The sequence below is a fragment of the Cellulomonas sp. KRMCY2 genome (assembly GCF_000526515.1).
Classification (GTDB): domain Bacteria; phylum Actinomycetota; class Actinomycetes; order Actinomycetales; family Cellulomonadaceae; genus Actinotalea.
In genome coordinates, this window is record NZ_JAGF01000001.1 from 4,400,190 (window position 1) to 4,415,939 (window position 15,750).

Below are 15,750 nucleotides of genomic sequence, written 5' to 3' on the forward strand. Positions count from 1 at the left end.
CAGACACGATAGACGCGCACGAGCACCCCCGCCGCGCGAGGCCGCCGACCGGGACAACCGGGCCGGCCGACGGGACGCGCGCCGTCCCACGGGGCCGACGGCGTTCACCCGTACGCGCCGGTGGGAGCGGTTCCGCAGTGCCGAGCGGCCGGGAGTGCGGTTGGATCCGAGGGGAGCCTTGACGTCCAGCGCAGGGAAGGGAAGGGCATGATCGAGGCACACGGTCGCGAGCATGACGGTCAGACCTCCGGGATGGCGTTGCAGGACGAGCCGGGGCGCACAGTCGTCCGGGTGTGGGGTGAGATCGACCTCGAGGTGCGACGGGACTCCGCCGACCTGTGTCAGGCGGTCGCCGACCGTGGCCTTCCGGTCGTCATCGACGCGCGCGGGGTGACCTTCATCGACTCCACCGGGATGTCGATCCTGGTGCGCCTTGCGCGCGACGGTGAGGCCGGTGGGTACCCGGTCACGCTGCACAACGCGCCGTGGATGCTGCGCGAGCTGCTGAGCATCACCGGCGTCGACCGGCTGCTCCCGCTCACCGACGACGAGGACGTCACGCCGGGTGAGGGCAGCGGGCCGTCGGTCTGACGAGCCTCACCCGTCGGCGGCGTCGTCGACCGGCTCCGGCGCGGTCGTCGTCATCCGACGCAGCGCCCCGAGCAGGCCGTCCGGCGTCAGCACACCGACGACGGAGCCGGAGCCGGCGGGCCCGGTGACGGGCACCGGCCGGCCCCCGGACGCAGCGAGCGCGGCGAAGGCGTCGTCGAGCCGGCTGCCCAGGCGCAGACCCTCGGCCGGGCCGAGCTGCGGGGCCCCCGGTCCGTCGACCGGTCCTGGAGCCCCGGTGCCCAGCGCGGGCCGCGGCTCGACATCCTCCGGTGTGATCTCCCCGATGGCGAGGAGCCGGACCGCGCGGCCGCTCCCGACGAGGTCGGCGACCATGGCGCTGGCCGGACGAGCCAGGAGGTCCACCGCGTCGGAGAGCTGCTCGAGGTGACCGCCGCGGGCGAACACCGCGATCCGGTCGCCGAGGCGCACGGCCTCGTCGATGTCGTGCGTGACGAACATGACTGTCGTGCCGAGCTCCCGCTGGATCCGCCAGAACTCCTGCTGAAGACGGCGCCGCCCGGACGGGTCGACGGCGCCGAACGGCTCGTCCATCAGCAGGACGGGCGGGTCGGCGGCCAGCGCGCGTGCCACGCCGACGCGCTGCCGCTCGCCGCCGGAGAGCTGGTGCGGATAGCGCCGGCTGTACGTCGCCGGCGGCAGGCCGACCAGCTCGAGCAGCTCGGCCGTCCGGTCGCGGATCCGGCGCGCGCCCCAGCCGAGCAGCGCCGGCACCGTCCCCACGTTCTGCCCCACCGTCCGGTGCGGGAAGAGGCCGACGTTCTGGATGACGTACCCGATGTGCCGGCGCAGCGCGACGGGATCGGTCCGGGCGACGTCCTGCCCCTGGAGCAGGACCCGCCCGCCGGTCGGCTCGACGAGGCGGTTGACCATCCGCAGCGTGGTCGACTTGCCGCAGCCGGACGGGCCGACCAGGACGAGCAGCTCGCGCTCGTGGACCTCGAGGTCGAGGCCCTCGACGGCCACCGTGCCGCCCGGGTACTCCTTGCGCACCTGCTCGAAACGGATCACCGGCTCCGTCGGGCCGAGCGGGGCGGGGCGCTGCGTGCTCATGCGCAGGGACGCTACCCGGCCGCGGGCATCGCGTCCGCCGGAGCGCACCGGTAGCGTCGTCACGGTGACGACCGAGCCCGCCAACCCCTGGCTCTCGTGGTCCTACGTGCAGGACAACTGGGCGGACATCTCCGAGGCCCTCGGCCAGCACATCACCCTGACCGTGCAGGCCGTGCTGATCGCCCTGTGCCTCGCCCTGCCGCTGGCCGTCCTGGCCCACGGCCGACCCCGGGTCGCCGGCACCGTCCTGGGGATCGCCGGGATCCTGTACACGATCCCGTCCCTCGCCCTGTTCGCCGTGCTCGCGCCGTTCACCGGCATCGGGCGGACGACGGTGCTGATCGGACTCGTCGCGTACGCGCTGCTGGTGCTGGTGCGCAACATCCTGGTCGGTCTCGAGGGTGTGGACCCCGAGGTCCGCGACGCAGCGCGTGGCCTCGGCTACGGCCGGGCCCGGATGCTGCTGCGCGTCGAGCTGCCCAACGCCCTGCCCTCGGTGATCGTCGGCATCCGGCTCGCGACTGTCACGACCGTCGCCCTGGTGACGATCGGCGTCGTCGTCGGCTACGGGGGCCTCGGCCAGCTGATGTACCGAGGGTTCAACAGCAGCTACCGCGCCGAGATCGTGACCGCCACCCTGCTGACGCTGGCGATCGCGCTCGCCGCGGACCTGCTCGTGATGCTCCTCGGCCGGCTCGCGACGCCGTGGGCCAGGACGGGTCGTGCGGCATGAGCGAGGGCAACATCCTCGAGCAGGCCTTCCGGTGGCTCAACGACCCCCTGAACTGGCAGGGACCGGACGGCATCGTGGCACTGACCGGTGAGCACCTGGGCATGTCGGCCGTCGCCGTCCTGATCGCGGCCGTGATCGCACTCCCGCTCGGGGTCTGGCTCGGCCACCGACGCCGGGGCGGCACCCTGACCGTGGTGGCGGCGAACACCTCCCGGGCGCTGCCGACGTTCGCCCTGCTGCTCATCTTCGCCTCGACGTCGATCGGCTTCGGGAACCGGCCGACGGTCCTGGCGGCGGCCGTCTTCGCGATCCCGCCGATCCTGACGAACGCCTGGACCGGGATGCTCGAGGTCGACGCGGACACCCGGGACGCAGCACGCGGCATGGGCATGTCCGCCGCCCGCTCGGTCGCGCTCGTCGAGCTGCCGCTGGCCCTGCCGCTGATCGCGGCGGGCCTGCGCACGGCGACCGTGCAGGTCATCGCGACCGTGCCGCTGGCGGGTCTGGTCGGCGGCGGCGGCCTCGGGCCGATCATCATCACCGGCCTCGCGACGCGGCGCTTCGGCGAGGTGGTCGCCGGTGGCGTGCTCGTCGCTCTGCTGTGCGTCCTGGCCGAGACGGTGCTCTCGATCGGGCAGCGTCTGCTCACCCCGGGACCCGTGCGGGCGCTCGCCAAGGCGTGAAGACCTTGCCGATGTCAGACATCCGGGGTCGAATGGTCACCGCACCGCTGCCGACAGCCGAACCCTGGGGAGCTCCTGATGCGCGTACGACGTTCGATCCTGGCCATGACCGCCGCAGGTGTCCTCCTGCTGGTCTCGGCGTGCGGTGAAGCAGGCTCCTCCGACGGCGACGCCCAGCCCGCCGCGACGCAGGACGCCACCGAGGAGCCGATGGCGACCGCGAGCGCCCTCGCGGCCTGCGAACCCGTCGCCGGCGACGCGCTGGTCGTCCTCGACGACGACCAGGGCCTGCAGACCGTCGACAACATCGTCCCGGCCGTCAACGCGGCAGCGATCGCCGACGACGCCGCGCTGCTGCCGCTGCTCGACGAGCTGTCGGCCACGCTCGACACGGCGACCTTGATCAGCCTGAACAAGGCCGTCGACGTCGACCGCCAGACGTCGAGCCAGGTCGCCGCCGCGTACCTCGAGTCCAGCGGGCTCGGCGTGCAGGACCAGGTCGGCAACGGCACCCGCGTCGTGGTCGGCGCGGGCAACTTCTCCGAGAGCGCGACGCTCGCCGAGCTGTACGCGGGCGTGCTGCGGGCGGCCGGCTACGACGCGACGACCCAGACCATCGGCAACCGGGAGACCTACCTCCCGGCACTGGAGTCCGGTGACCTCACCGTCGTCCCGGAGTACGTGGGCACCCTGACCGAGTTCCTCAACAAGACCGCCAACGGGGCCGACGCCGCCACGGTGGCCAGCTCGGACCTCGTCGCCACGACCACCGCGCTGACCGGTCTCGGCGAGGCCGCCGGGCTCGTCTTCGGGACTCCCGCCGCCGCCCAGGACCAGAACGCCTTCGCCGTGACGCAGGCCTTCGCCGACGAGCACGACGTGAGCACGCTGACCGAGCTGGCCGAGACGTGCGGTGGCATCGTCCTGGGCGGGCCGCCCGAGTGCCCCGAGCGTCCGTTCTGCCAGCCCGGGCTCGAAGAGGTCTACGGCCTGGACGTCGCCGACTTCACGTCGCTCGACGCCGGTGGCCCGCTGACCAAGGCCGCCCTCCAGCAGGGTCAGATCGCCGTCGGCCTGGTCTTCTCCTCCGACGCGGCGCTCGCCGGCTGACCAGCGGGCACCCGCACCGGACGCAGGTGCCCGTCAGAGACGACGCAGCTGCCCGTCAGAGGCCGTAGGCCTCCATCAGGCGCAGCCAGACCTCGCTGACTGTCGGATAGGCCGGCACCGCATGCCACAGCCGGTGCATCGGCACCTCCGCGACGACGGCGATCGTCGCGGCGTGCAGCATCTCGGCGACGTCCGGCCCGACGAACGTGGCGCCGAGCAGGACGTCGCGCTCGGTGTCGACGACGAAGGACGCCGTGCCCTCGTACCCGGGGCGGCCGTCGTCGCCGTCGGCCGCCACGGTGGCCCCGGCCGCGGAGCTCAGCGGGACCTCGACGCTGCGCACCGGGTGGCCGGCGGCCCGGGCGGCGGCCTCGGTGAGACCGACCGAGGCGACCTCCGGCCGGGAGAACACGACCTGCGGCACGGCGCCGTGGTCGGCCGTGGCCCGGAACCGGCTCCAGGCCGGTGCGTCCCGGACCACCGCAGGATCGCCGCGCGGCCCGAACCGGGCGGCGATGACATCGCCCGCGATCCGGGCGTCGTACTTGCCCTGGTGCGTCGTGGCGACCCGGCCCGTCACGTCGCCGGTGGCGTAGAGCCAGCCGTCGGCGACCTGCACGACCTGCTGGAAGTCGTCGACCACCAGGGGCGCACCCGGCTCGAGCCCGATCGTCTCGAGCCCCAGGTCGGCCGACCGCGGCCGCCGCCCGGTCGCGACCAGGACCTGCTCGGCCATGACCGTCCCGCCGTCGCCGAGCGTCAGCCGCACGCCGTGGTCGTCCCGCACGACGCGGGTGACCCCGGTGCTCAGGCGCAGGTCCACGCCTCGGGCTGCCAGCGCCGCTGCGACGGCCCGCCCGGCGAACGGCTCCGTCCCGCCCAGCAGCCGGTCGCCACGCACGAGCACTGTCACCTGGGTGCCCAGGTCTGCGAAGGCCGTCGCCATCTCGACCGCGACGACCCCGCCGCCGATGATGGCCAGCGACGCCGGCACGTCCTGGACCGAGGTCGCCTCACGGCTCGTCCACGGCTCGGACTCGGCGAGCCCGGGGATCTCGGGGACCACCGCGTCGCTGCCCGTCGCGACGACGACGACATGCCGGGCCACGAGGACCCGCGCCGGTCCGTCATCGCCGGCGACCTCGACGGTTCGCGGTGCCGTGAACCTGGCCCGGCCCCGGATCAGGTCGATCCCTGCGCCGTCGAGCCACGCGACCTGGGACCCGTCGTCCCAGTCGCTCGCGATCCGGTCCCTTCGCCGGAGCACGGCGGCCTGGTCGAGCGAGCCCGTCACGGCCTGCCGCGCACCGTCGACGGCGCGAGCCGCGGCCAGCACCGCACCGGGGCGCAGCAGCGCCTTGGACGGCATGCAGGCCCAGTACGAGCACTCTCCCCCGACCAGCTCGGACTCGATGATGGCGACCCGCAGTCCCGTCCGTCCTGCGCGATCGGCGACGTTCTCCCCGACGGCCCCCGCGCCGATGATCAGGACGTCGTAGCTGCTGTTCCCGGGCTCGGTTGCGGACATCGACTCTCCAGGTGTCGGCCGTCGCCCCGGCGGGCGATAGGCACGGTGGTCAGGCGGGTGAGCCACCCGCGCCGTCCCATGGTCGCCCGCCGCCCGGGCCGACGCACGCCCAGCACACCCCGGCGCCGACCACCCGGCATGACGAAGGCCCCTGACCAGCATGGTTGCCGGTCAAGGGCCCTCTTCTGTGCGCCATCAGGGACTCGAACCCCGAACCCCGCAGCGCGCCCTCCTCGAACCTGACGACATCGCTGAGGCGGTAGCGCACTCGGTCGCCGATCTTGACGTAGGGAACCGCTGAGCGGCCCAGGGCTCGGTCGTTCGCGAGGGAGCCCGTCGAGACGGCCCATCGGGTCGCCAGCTCCTTGGTCGTGAGCATCCTCTCGGCCGCAGGTGGGGCTGAAGTCTCGAGTGAGTTCACCAGTGCCTCCGGAGTTCGCCACCGACGGGCGTGGACGCGCCCAGCGTCGCCGTCCGAAAGCCGCTGCCGAGCCGACGGTGCTCAGCGATCGCCGCGCGCGTGGGCCGCTGAGCCTGAGGACCGGTGGAATCCAATGCCGAACATGACCGACTCCGTGGGGACGAGGTGCACCGGCGCAGCCGCCACACCTCGGGCGAACGACGGTTGCCCAGAGGGCCTCGCGGGTGCTCGCTCATGCCGATGAGCGTGTGCGGCCGATCGGCGGGCACAACAGGCCACTCCGCGATCAGTGACGTGGCACGTCGATCTGATCAACGACTGCCGGAGGTGCATGCTTACTCCGTGATCGACGACCATGCGAAGGCGTACCTCCACGACGACCTGCGTTGGGTGCGCCGTTCGATCCTCAGCAAGGTCGAGGGTCTCTCCGAGTACGACGCTCGGCGTCCGCTCACAAGGACGGGGACCAATGTGCTCGGTCTGGTCAAGCATTTGACCCTGTCGGAGGCGCGGTACCTCGGTGACATCTTCGGCCGGCCGTATCCCGAGCAGATTCCCAACTTCGACGATCCCGACTACGCGAACCGCGACAGCCTGTGGGTCACCGAGCGGGAGTCGCGCGGCGACATCCTCGACGGGTACCGCCGGGCGTGTGCTCACGCCGACGCCACGATCGAGGCCCTGCCGATCGACGCCCCCGGTGTCGTCCCCTGGTGGCCGCAGCCTGAGGTGAAGCTGTTCAACGTGATGGTGCACGTCCTCACCGAGACCAACCGGCATGCCGGTCATGCCGACATCCTGCGTGAACAGCTGGACGACGCGGTCGCCGCGCACCCGGCGACGTCCTCCGACGAGGACTGGGCGGCACACCGGTCGCAGATCGACGCTGCAGCGCGGGCGGCCGCCCGCCTGGTCTGACGCGGTCAACAGCCTGACCGGCCGCCTAGAGATGTCAGAGGTCGCTGTGCAGGAGGACCCGGCAGCGGCATCGACCACCACGCCGGCTCGGTGGTGGGACGGCCTCGTCGATTGCCCTCAGGACCAAGAACGTCCGGCTGGGAGACCCGCCGCTGCAGTGCTGTAACGGTGGCTCGGTCATCGCCTCGTCATGAACGAGGACGCGGTCACCGTGGCGCCCGCTCTCCGTTCGCCTACTGACGAGACCGTCCTCATCGACGGCGATCCGCGTGTTCCCGCACACGGGTTCGTCGGAGGTGCCGAGGCGCTCTCAGTTCCTGTCGCGATCGCAACAGTCGTGGGGCTACTGGTGGTCGCGTTCATTCTGCACAAGCGGCGGAGCAGGTAAGCCCCGCCCACCGACGCGGCGGCCGCGCGGTCATGCCGCAGATGGCAGGTGCTGGTGCCGCTGAGCGCGAGCTCGGGTCACGGGGAGAAGCCGAACCAGCTCGCCGCGTCGAGAGCGTCGATGGAGAGCGGTTCAGAACGCCCGTCGCATGGGTCCAGGTACAACCAGGCGCACTCCGGGCACCTCAGAAGCACGCCCTTGTCCTCGTTGGACGCGACCTGTTCGACGTGGCCGAAGTGCATGTTGTGGTCGTCGCGACAGAAGTCGCAACCTCGGTCGTCCATGCTCACGAAGGTAGCCGCGCGTGCACCCGCTCATAGCCGCAGCGTGCGCGAGAGAACGGGTGGGGGCCCGAATCGCGGCCGCAGCGCGAGGACCCCGTCACGGACCCGGCCCGGCTTGAACGGGCTGCCACCCTCGCCAGCTGCGGCCGGACGCTTCGGGCCGACCTGCGACAGCAGCGCTATGTCGGCACGTAGTGGCCCCACACCCCATTTGAGAACTCGCCGGCGGCGAACTCCACCAGGCCGCTCGGCCCCGGGACTCTCCACCTGTAAATGGTGTGGCGCTGCGCCGGGTAAGACGGGTGTGCGACGGTGATGCGTCCGATCGACGGCCCCCAGTCGCTGGCCGTCCAGGGGTTCAGCCCGTCGATGTCGACTGCGTCGCCTTCAAAGCCAATGTGCACGAGCCGCCACCCGGGCGTGATTCCGTCCTGTCGCGTTGACACAAGGTCGAGCATGCCAGCCCACAACTCCCAGAGCGCCCGCTCGTGCCGCCGTCCGCGCCTCTGCCGATGTGGAGCTCACCCAGGGAACGTTCAGCACGTGATCCAGGTCGCGCAGCCGGCCAGCTCAAGTGTCGGCTGCAGTGGGATGGCCGAGATGGGGCCCTGTTCCGTCACGACGTCCCAGGTTTCGATCGACGTCCCATCGCTGAGGTAGTGGGTCGCGATCACGAGTCCTGTTCCTGGGTCGCGGTAGATCTCGATGTCAGGGCCGTCTCCGGGCTGGTATGTGAAGTGCACGATCTCGGCCGCCCGGCCGTCCGGGTCGGTGCCGACCCACGACTCGGCACCCGGCACCGCGACCGCTACCTGCCAAAGCGCGTCGCGGAGATCCTGGGGCAGCGTGCCGCTGTTCCACATCAGCAGTTCGGTCACGCGCTGGAACGCGCGCTGGTCCGTTGGACCCCGGCCCGCGCCGTTGCGCTGGTCGAGGGCAATGCTCGCGCGGACCACCTGGTCGAGCGCGGTGGGGTCGGTCGGGAGGTAGGCGGGCTCGGCGAGCAGGTCGAGCTCGACCCCAGCGACCACGAATGTGCCGAGGATCGCCGCTGGGCCCTTGCTCCAGGCGCCTGCGGTGTCGGCGTCGGACATGCCGAGGCCCGGACGCTCGCGGCTCTGCCAGTCCTCGTGGCTCTCGAGCACGTTCCCGGACGTGTCACGGAGCTCGTCGGCGGTGTACCAGTAGAGCCCGTCGCCTTCCCAGGGGTCACCGGATACTCCGGTGACCGTCCCGTCGGCCGACACGGCGAAGTCTGCTGCGCCGTACGGCGCGACCGGTGGGGGTAGCGGAGCCTCGACGGTCGACCCAGGCGTGGGCGTGCTGGCTATGGAGGGTTCCCCTGAACCGTCCACGGCTGGCGCCACGTCCCCGGCCCAACCCGGGATCCCGAACACCGCCACGCCCGTTCCGGCGGCAGCGACGACGCCAACCGCCGCGGTGAGCCCGAGGGCGCGGCGGGCGGTGCGGCGCCGCCGGCCGCGGGCCAAGACGTTCGAGTGGTCGACCTCGATCGTCGGTGTCAGCGGGTCGACGCGGGTGCGCAACCGCTCGGCGAACTGCTCGTCCTCGGTCATCTCAGTGTCCTTTCCGACCGGCGGGCTGTGTCTCTCCGCTTGCCTGGTCTGCGAGCTCGGTGCGTAGCCGGGCCAGCGCCCGCGACGCGGTGGACTTCACGGTGCCCACACCGATCCCGAGGTCGTCGGCGACCTGGCGTTCGCTCAGGTCCATCAGGTGCCGGAGCACGACGACCCGACGCTGGCGAGGCGTCAGGAGGGCGAGTGCACGTATCAGCCGGTCGCGGTCCTCGGGGTTTCCGGCTGGTTGCCCGCGGTCAGGCACTGTCGACGGGTCGACCAGGACCTCGCGCCGGCGTTGGCGCCAGGTGTCGATCCGCTGGTTGGCCAGCACCCGCCTCGCGTAGGCGTACGGGTCGCGCTCTCGGGCTCTCGGCCAGGCGACGTAGGTTCGGACCAGGGCGTGCTGGACCAGTTCCTCGGCCTGGTGAACGTCCCCGCAGAGCAGCCAAGCGACCCGGCCCAGCCCTGGCGAGGCCGACCGCATGAACGCGGTGAACTCCTCGTCGCGCGTCCCGGCGCCCAGCACCACCGGGATGTCGGCCTCTTCCCAGCCCGAGCTGGAGCCCGGGCGCCCGTCGGAGGTGGGGTTGCAGCCGGTCTCGTCGAATGTGCCTCGGCTGACGGGGATTGAGCTCACCACCTCTACACGTTCGTTCGACCCAGAAGGTTGCCTCTCGGGCGCGGGCGGGTCCACCGCCGATGCGTCCTCGAGGGCGCCGGCTCAGCGGTCATGGATGAACCACGCCAGTCACGTCTCCCATGCTCGCCGACCCAAGGCCAGGAGACCTGGGACGCGGGAGGCGAGAACGACGAGGGCACATCCGGTCATGGCCGCGCCCCGGCCGGCTACGCTCGCCCGCATCTGCCGCGCACCGCGGGTTTGCCGTGGGGCGGGTGTCCCGGTGTTGTGGGCCTGCTCGGCGGGCCAGCGACCTCGTCGGCTACCGGGCGTACCTCACCCAGTGCGGGATGACGCCGACGTGGTGCCCGTCGGTCACGCGTCGGCCAGCCGTCGGGCTACGCAGGCGAAGTGCAGCGTCGCGCCGAGCAGATCGGGCAGTTCGCACGTCTTTCGGAGCATCGCGAAGAACGCCTCGTCGTCGTGGGCCTCGAGGGTGTCGAGATCCAGGAGCGAAGCAAGGCCCTCCAGATTGCGCGTGCGCAGGACCTCAAAACCGGCCTCGGCGAGCTCCTCAGTGGCTAGCCGGGGCCACGTGCGGTACTGCTGCATGCCCAGGTGGGTCGTGGGGCCGCCAGCCCGCAGGCGCTCGACCTCGTCCCCGTCGCCATCAGCGACCGCCTCGACCATGTTCTTGTACGCGGAGATGTACGCGGTGACCACGACACCATCGGGGCGCAGCACTCGCCAGGCTTCCCGTAGCGCAGCATGACGCTCCACGCGGCTGACAAGGTGGTAGAGGGGTCCCATCAGCAGCACCACATCAAACGACTCCGAGGCAAGCCATCCCAGGTCCGTGGCCGAGCCCTGCCGACAAAAGAGCACCCCGTCGGCAAGGTCCGGCTCGATCCGCTCCTCGAACAGCCGCAGCGAGTTCGCCGACAAGTCGGTCAGGCCCACCCGGCATCCCCTGCCCAGCAGATGCTCCGCATAACGGCCAGGGCCGGCGCCCACGTCGAGAACCTCAGCACCCGGCGCCACATACTCATCGAGCAGTTCGGCACTGAGCACGAACTCCGCTCGATGGCGCAGGGAACGATCGAGCCGCTCGTACTCGACGGCAGCGTGCCGGTCATACACGCGAGCGATGGCGGCCTGATCCGTACCGTCCCTGGGGTCGCCGACGACATCGTGAGGATCGGTCGCAACCATGCACGAGAGCGTGTCGGCTCAGACCCGAGAGCGCAAGGACAATGCCGCACGTCCGCATCTGCCGCTGATGTGGCGAAGCAGCATCGCCCTGAGCCCAGGGCAGTAGGTTCAGCGCGTGGCGTGGGTCTGCGAAGTGTGCGGCGGCAGCAGCCTGCTCTACTGCGACGCTCACGACAGCGAACTCTCCCCTTCGTGTGATCGCTGGTTGAGCACCGTCCGCGTAGGGAGACCCGGAGTGCCCATACTGCCCGGGCCGTCCCCAGCGCCCCCAGCGAGTGCCGCCACCCTGACCCGTACGCCCCCGGCCGGGGCGGGGCGCCCATCGTGACGCAGCGGCCCACCGCACGCGGCCCTAGTAGGTCATGTCCATGACGTGTCGGACGTCGTCGAGGGTGTCGTTGGCGATCTCGTTGGCGCGGGCGTTGCCGCGAGCCAGCACGGCACGCAGGTGCTCGGGGTCACCCGCCAGGTCGATGCGGCGACGTCGCAGCGGACGGAAGTACTCGTTCACGGCCTCGGTCACTAGCGCCTTGAGGGCGCCGGCGCCGCGGCTGCCGATGGAGTCGGCGAAGTCGACGGGATCGGCGTCGGTACACATGGCCGCGGTCAGCAACAGGCTCGCGACCTCCGGCCGGTCGACCGGGTCGTAGGTGATCGTCCGGTGGGCATCGGTCTTGGCCCGCCGGATCAGCGCGGCGGTCTCGTCTTCGGTGCTGCGTAGCTCGATGGCGTTGCCGCGCGACTTGCTCATCTTGGTGCCGTCGGTTCCGAGAAGGACCGGGGCGTCGGTGAGCAGGGCGTCGGGTTCGCCGAACACGACGGCACCACCCGCGTAGCGCTCGTTGAAGCGGCGGGCGATCAGCCGGGTGGTCTCCACATGCGGCAGCTGGTCGCGGCCGACCGGAACGAGGTTGCCGTGGCAGAACAAGATGTCGGCGGCCTGATGGACCGGGTAAGTCAGGAGCAAACCGCTCATGGAGCGTTCCCCGGTGGCTTCGGACTCGGCCTTCACCGTCGGGTTGCGCCGCAACTCCGCCGCAGTGACCAGGCTCAGGAACGGCAACATCAACTGGTTCAAGGCAGGGATCGCGCTGTGCGCGAACACGGTCGCCGTGTCCGGGTCGATCCCGGCGGCGAGGTAGTCCAGCAGCAGCTCGCCAAGGTTGCGCGACAGGTGCCCGACGCTGTCGCGGTCGGTGATCACCTGGTAGTCGGCAATCACGACGAACACCTCGACGCCGGCGCGCTGCAGTCGCACCCTGTTGGCCAGAGTGCCGAAGTAGTGCCCCAGGTGCAGGGCCCCGGTGGGTCGGTCCCCGGTCAAGACCCGGAAGTCGCCCGGGTGCTCAGCGATCTGTGCCTCGAGGTCTGCGCTGCGCGCGGCGGACACGGCAAAGGATGCGTCGGTAGTGGTCACGGTGGTGCTCACAGTTCTCCCAGGCATTCAGGGGAGCTGCCCTCGCCATCGCATCGTCGGGCGTGGCGCACGCCGTCGAGCCACCCGAAGGCAGCCCGAGACAGATTCAGGTCACGGCCGCCACAAGGACGGCCACCACCCGGTGCGCGATAGACGAGACACAATCCGAAGCTTAGCCTCGATCTTTCGCGGTGCGGCTGAGGTCGGTGGGGCGGCCGTCGGTGGCGTCGCTGGGGTCTGATTGTTGCGGTTGGGTGTGACAGGTTCCCGGGTCTCGCCTCGGGTGGGCGCCGGTTCCATGGCCGGGGGTCGGGCGGGGTCGTGGGGACGAGTTCGCGGGGTTCAGCCCGGGGCGAGTTCGGCCAGGCGGCTCAGGCCGGTCAGGGTCGGGTGGGCCCAGGGGGATCGGGCCGACAGGTGCAGCCGGACGCGTCGTCCGGTGCGGGCCAGTGTCGCGGGGATGGTGAAGATCCGGTAGCGCAGCTTCTTGGGTTCCCAGCGGCGGGCCGCGGTGTCGGCGAACGCGAGCATCTGCATCCAGGCGGTGATGTCGGCGGCCAACGCGACGACGGCGCACCAGATCCGGTTGGCGGCGAAGGAGGCCAGGGGCAGGTTGGCCAGGCCGGTGTCCTTGGCGATGCGGATCCGGTCTTCGCAGCGGGCCCGGCGCCGGTGGCGCAGCTCCAGGTCGGGCAGCTGGCCGCGGACGGTGTTGGTCGCGAACGCGGTGATCCGCATCCCCTCAACGTCGTCGAACCGCAGCTGGGCTCCGGGGTGGGGCCGTTCCTTGCGGGCGATCACGCGCATCCCGGGCGGCCAGCCGGTCAGGTCCAGCAGGTGCGTAAGCTCGGCGACCCATGCCCCGTCCCGGACGGCGTCGTGGGCGTCACACGCCTCGGTCCACACGTGCTCGGGGATGAGTCGTAGCAGGTCAGGGGTGTTCTCGGGCAGGGTGAACCCGACCGAGTAGGACAACCGGCGACCGGTGAGCCAGTCGATGACCTTGTGGGTGGACCCCGCCCCGTCGATGCGCACCAGCACCGACTTCCCGCGCCGGGCTCCGGGCAGTTGACGCAACGCGGCGCTGATCACGGTGATGTGGTCGGCGGCGGTGTTCGACCCGGCGTTCCCGGGCCGCAGCATGATGGCCAACGGTTCACCGGTCCCGGCGGGCCCGTGGTCGACGAACGCGCACAACGGGTGGAACCCGAAGCCCTTCTTGAACGTCGGGCGGGCGTTCTCCTTCTCCGAGTGCGCGATCACCAGGGTCGCGTCGACATCCACGACCAGCGGGGCGTCGGCGCTGACGTCATGGTCCGGGGCGCCGGCCCCGGCCCGCTCCCAGACCCGCGCTCGGGCCGTGGCCCTGGCCCGGTCGATCGCGGCCAGCGCCCGGTCGGCGTCGCCGGCAAGGGTCGCGATCGTGCGCGAGAGCGTCGGGTCGGAGGCCACCGCCCCGAAGACCGCCGGCTCGGCGCGGACCACCGCCAGGTCTGAGCAGGTGTCCCCACCCAGGGCCAAGGTGATCGCCAGGTCCAGCAGGACCTTGGCCGGGTCATGCCTGGCCGTCGGCCGCCGCCACCTGGCCAGCTCGCCCGACAGGGCCACGTCCAGACCCGCAGCCCGGACCGTGGAGCACAACAGCACCCCACCGGCCTGGCCCACCGCTGTCCGCCCGCTCGTGTCGACCGTCAGCCGCGGATAGAACCCGGTAGTCTGCTTCACCTGAAAGGTGCTCCTCGAACTGGACTGACACGGCCCTCGACAAGCCACATCATCCCAGGTCAGGAGCACTTTTCACGTCACGCCACGACCCCAACGCCCCCTGCCATGAAAGCGCGAGGCTAGCCCGCGAGCTCCTCTCCCACGGCTACCTGGAGCGGCTACCGTGAGAGCTTCGCTCGCTACGGACACAAGATCGCGCGCGCGATCGTCAAGTAGCGCGGCGCGAGCGCCCGCTCATAGCCGCTGTCCGGCATGGCGGCATGCCGTTGCACGGGCATGCCGCTGTACCGCGCCCCTGCGGGTGATGGCCGCTCGTACGATCGCCCTGTGACTGAGTCGACGTTTGCGTTCGGCGTGCTGCTTCGGCTCACGAAGACGGAGCAAGGTGGGCGGCGGACGCCGCTGCTGGGCGGGGCCAGGCGCGACGCGAAGGTCCAGTACAGGCCGAACTGGGGTCTGCCGCAGATGGCGGCCCCAGATCAAACTGGTGCGCCCGTCCTGGCCTTCTCGAAGGAGGACATTCACCCGGGCGACGAGGTGCGCGTCGTGATCGTGCCGCCGCTCCCCCAGACGGTGTCCGAGTGGAGCCACGTCGCGATCGGTGACGTGCTCCCGATGTACGAGGGTCCACGCGTCTGCGGTCACGGCCGCGTTCTCTTGCGCCGCGACACCTACCTGCCGGTGCCCGACCAGGACGACGAACGGTTCCGCGCCTGGGTGCTCGATCCCACCACTCCAGTCGAGCCGGACTGACATGGACGTCAGGCGCACTTGCGCGCGGTGATGCCGTGAGCTTCGTGCTCAGCGGTACTCGGCGACGACCTCGATACGGCCGACGATGTGTCGGTTGAAGTCAGGCAAGTTCTCCGCCGGAATCCAGTACTCCAAGATCGTCTGCCCGCCTACCTGGTGAACCTTGTAGCGGTCGAGGAACTCCTCCTCGATCTCGAACCTGGTCACGTACCCGACGCCGCTCGCCTTGACGTTCCAGTCCCTGGCGATCCTGGTCGCATAGTCCTCATTCAGCACGGGGTAGAAGACCGGCTGGCCCGGCAACCTCGGCGGCCATTCGCGCCAACCGGACGCCTCGACCAGGGCCAACTCCTGCGGCCCGGTAGGTCGCCAGAGCGTCACAGTCGCCATGGTCACCATGGTCACCATCGTGCCAGTGAGCAGGTCCGACCCATCCGCAAATGCCGCTTCCGGGGCGCTCGTGCCAGGAAGCGGGCTCCTCACCCGCCAGCTCGCTGGCGCGCCAACTCGTTGACGAGCTCGGCCGGCCAGGTCGCGATGAACGGCTGCATCTCGGGCTCCCACCAACCGGTGTCCTCAACGAAGGAGACCGCAATGGCGCCGCGCACGTGGTCGTCGCCCTGACGCAGCCCCGTGGCCACGACGTCCAGGAGTCGGAGAAGCGGCTCGTCCTGCGCGGCATTGAACCAGGCGATG

16 protein-coding genes are annotated in these 15,750 nt (G+C 71.1%); 6 read left to right on the forward strand and 10 right to left on the reverse strand.

The features are described 5' to 3' along the window. Positions 1–207 precede the first annotated feature (207 nt). The gene (locus K415_RS0120680; RefSeq protein WP_024288928.1) at positions 208–591 is read left to right on the forward strand and encodes an STAS domain-containing protein; all 384 of its coding nucleotides are present in this window, start codon (positions 208–210) and stop codon (positions 589–591) included. A 6-nt stretch (positions 592–597) separates the two neighbouring features. Here the strand turns inward: K415_RS0120680 and K415_RS0120685 are convergent, their stop codons facing one another. Next, the gene (locus K415_RS0120685) at positions 598–1,683 is read right to left on the reverse strand and encodes an ABC transporter ATP-binding protein (protein ID WP_051480691.1); all 1,086 of its coding nucleotides are present in this window, start codon (positions 1,681–1,683) and stop codon (positions 598–600) included. Positions 1,684–1,747: 64 nt separating this feature from the next. On the opposite strand from K415_RS0120685, the gene K415_RS0120690 reads away from it, so the two are divergent. The 3 genes from K415_RS0120690 to K415_RS0120700 all read left to right on the forward strand — a co-directional run bounded on the left by K415_RS0120690 (position 1,748) and on the right by K415_RS0120700 (position 4,209). Further along, the gene (locus tag K415_RS0120690) at positions 1,748–2,416 is read left to right on the forward strand and encodes an ABC transporter permease (protein ID WP_024288930.1); all 669 of its coding nucleotides are present in this window, start codon (positions 1,748–1,750) and stop codon (positions 2,414–2,416) included. Continuing rightward, complete coding sequence (locus tag K415_RS0120695) at positions 2,413–3,099, forward strand: ABC transporter permease (RefSeq protein ID WP_024288931.1); 687 nt, start codon at positions 2,413–2,415, stop codon at positions 3,097–3,099. Before K415_RS0120690 ends, K415_RS0120695 begins: the two co-directional genes overlap by 4 nt. A gap of 78 nt (positions 3,100–3,177) precedes the next feature. Beyond that, the gene (locus K415_RS0120700) at positions 3,178–4,209 is read left to right on the forward strand and encodes a glycine betaine ABC transporter substrate-binding protein (RefSeq protein ID WP_024288932.1); all 1,032 of its coding nucleotides are present in this window, start codon (positions 3,178–3,180) and stop codon (positions 4,207–4,209) included. Between the two features lie 55 nt (positions 4,210–4,264). Here K415_RS0120700 and K415_RS0120705 read toward each other — a convergent pair whose 3' ends face one another. Next, positions 4,265–5,737 carry an NAD(P)/FAD-dependent oxidoreductase gene (locus K415_RS0120705; RefSeq protein WP_024288933.1) on the reverse strand — a complete coding sequence of 491 codons (1,473 nt, stop codon included), beginning with the start codon at positions 5,735–5,737 and terminating at the stop codon, positions 4,265–4,267. A 763-nt stretch (positions 5,738–6,500) separates the two neighbouring features. Between K415_RS0120705 and K415_RS0120710 the strand changes: the two genes are divergently transcribed. Then, entirely contained in the window at positions 6,501–7,076 is a 576-nt protein-coding gene (locus K415_RS0120710; RefSeq protein WP_024288934.1) for a DinB family protein, read from the forward strand. Between the two features lie 465 nt (positions 7,077–7,541). On the opposite strand, the gene K415_RS22285 is transcribed toward K415_RS0120710, so the two are convergent. From K415_RS22285 to K415_RS0120750, 6 genes are all read right to left on the reverse strand, one after another. Next, complete coding sequence (locus K415_RS22285; RefSeq protein WP_034661494.1) at positions 7,542–7,754, reverse strand: hypothetical protein; 213 nt, start codon at positions 7,752–7,754, stop codon at positions 7,542–7,544. A gap of 530 nt (positions 7,755–8,284) precedes the next feature. Then, positions 8,285–9,325, reverse strand: a complete 1,041-nt coding sequence (locus tag K415_RS0120730; protein ID WP_024288937.1) for a hypothetical protein — start codon at positions 9,323–9,325, stop codon at positions 8,285–8,287. Between the two features lies 1 nt (position 9,326). Beyond that, positions 9,327–9,965 carry a SigE family RNA polymerase sigma factor gene (locus tag K415_RS0120735; protein ID WP_369795263.1) on the reverse strand — a complete coding sequence of 213 codons (639 nt, stop codon included), beginning with the start codon at positions 9,963–9,965 and terminating at the stop codon, positions 9,327–9,329. Positions 9,966–10,322: 357 nt separating this feature from the next. Then, entirely contained in the window at positions 10,323–11,159 is an 837-nt protein-coding gene (locus K415_RS0120740; RefSeq protein ID WP_024288939.1) for a bifunctional 2-polyprenyl-6-hydroxyphenol methylase/3-demethylubiquinol 3-O-methyltransferase UbiG, read from the reverse strand. 352 nt (positions 11,160–11,511) lie between these two features. Then, positions 11,512–12,603 carry a tryptophan--tRNA ligase gene (gene trpS / locus K415_RS0120745; RefSeq protein WP_051480694.1) on the reverse strand — a complete coding sequence of 364 codons (1,092 nt, stop codon included), beginning with the start codon at positions 12,601–12,603 and terminating at the stop codon, positions 11,512–11,514. A 315-nt stretch (positions 12,604–12,918) separates the two neighbouring features. Continuing rightward, positions 12,919–14,301: an IS1380 family transposase gene (locus tag K415_RS0120750; protein WP_024285360.1), complete on the reverse strand. Its 1,383-nt coding sequence runs from the start codon at positions 14,299–14,301 to the stop codon at positions 12,919–12,921. Positions 14,302–14,628: 327 nt separating this feature from the next. On the opposite strand from K415_RS0120750, the gene K415_RS0120755 reads away from it, so the two are divergent. Beyond that, complete coding sequence (locus K415_RS0120755; RefSeq protein ID WP_024288941.1) at positions 14,629–15,054, forward strand: hypothetical protein; 426 nt, start codon at positions 14,629–14,631, stop codon at positions 15,052–15,054. Between the two features lie 48 nt (positions 15,055–15,102). Here K415_RS0120755 and K415_RS0120760 read toward each other — a convergent pair whose 3' ends face one another. Further along, on the reverse strand, positions 15,103–15,444 hold the full coding sequence (locus K415_RS0120760) for a hypothetical protein (protein WP_029664291.1): 342 nt from the start codon (positions 15,442–15,444) through the stop codon (positions 15,103–15,105). A gap of 89 nt (positions 15,445–15,533) precedes the next feature. Next, positions 15,534–15,695, reverse strand: a complete 162-nt coding sequence (locus tag K415_RS24130) for a hypothetical protein (protein WP_155859542.1) — start codon at positions 15,693–15,695, stop codon at positions 15,534–15,536. Positions 15,696–15,750 lie beyond the last annotated feature (55 nt).

Excerpts from the sequence above, each read along its gene's own strand:
- K415_RS0120695 (WP_024288931.1), top strand. The coding sequence starts at position 2,413 with ATGAGCGAGGGCAACATCCTCGAGCAGGCCTTCCGGTGGCTCAACGAC.
- K415_RS0120740 (WP_024288939.1), bottom strand. The coding sequence starts at position 11,159 with ATGGTTGCGACCGATCCTCACGATGTCGTCGGCGACCCCAGGGACGGT.
- K415_RS0120685 (WP_051480691.1), bottom strand. The coding sequence starts at position 1,683 with ATGAGCACGCAGCGCCCCGCCCCGCTCGGCCCGACGGAGCCGGTGATC.
- K415_RS0120730 (WP_024288937.1), bottom strand. The coding sequence starts at position 9,325 with ATGACCGAGGACGAGCAGTTCGCCGAGCGGTTGCGCACCCGCGTCGAC.
- trpS (WP_051480694.1), bottom strand. The coding sequence starts at position 12,603 with ATGCCTGGGAGAACTGTGAGCACCACCGTGACCACTACCGACGCATCC.
- K415_RS0120700 (WP_024288932.1), top strand. The coding sequence starts at position 3,178 with ATGCGCGTACGACGTTCGATCCTGGCCATGACCGCCGCAGGTGTCCTC.
- K415_RS0120760 (WP_029664291.1), bottom strand. The coding sequence starts at position 15,444 with ATGGCGACTGTGACGCTCTGGCGACCTACCGGGCCGCAGGAGTTGGCC.
- K415_RS0120705 (WP_024288933.1), bottom strand. The coding sequence starts at position 5,737 with ATGTCCGCAACCGAGCCCGGGAACAGCAGCTACGACGTCCTGATCATC.
- K415_RS0120680 (WP_024288928.1), top strand. The coding sequence starts at position 208 with ATGATCGAGGCACACGGTCGCGAGCATGACGGTCAGACCTCCGGGATG.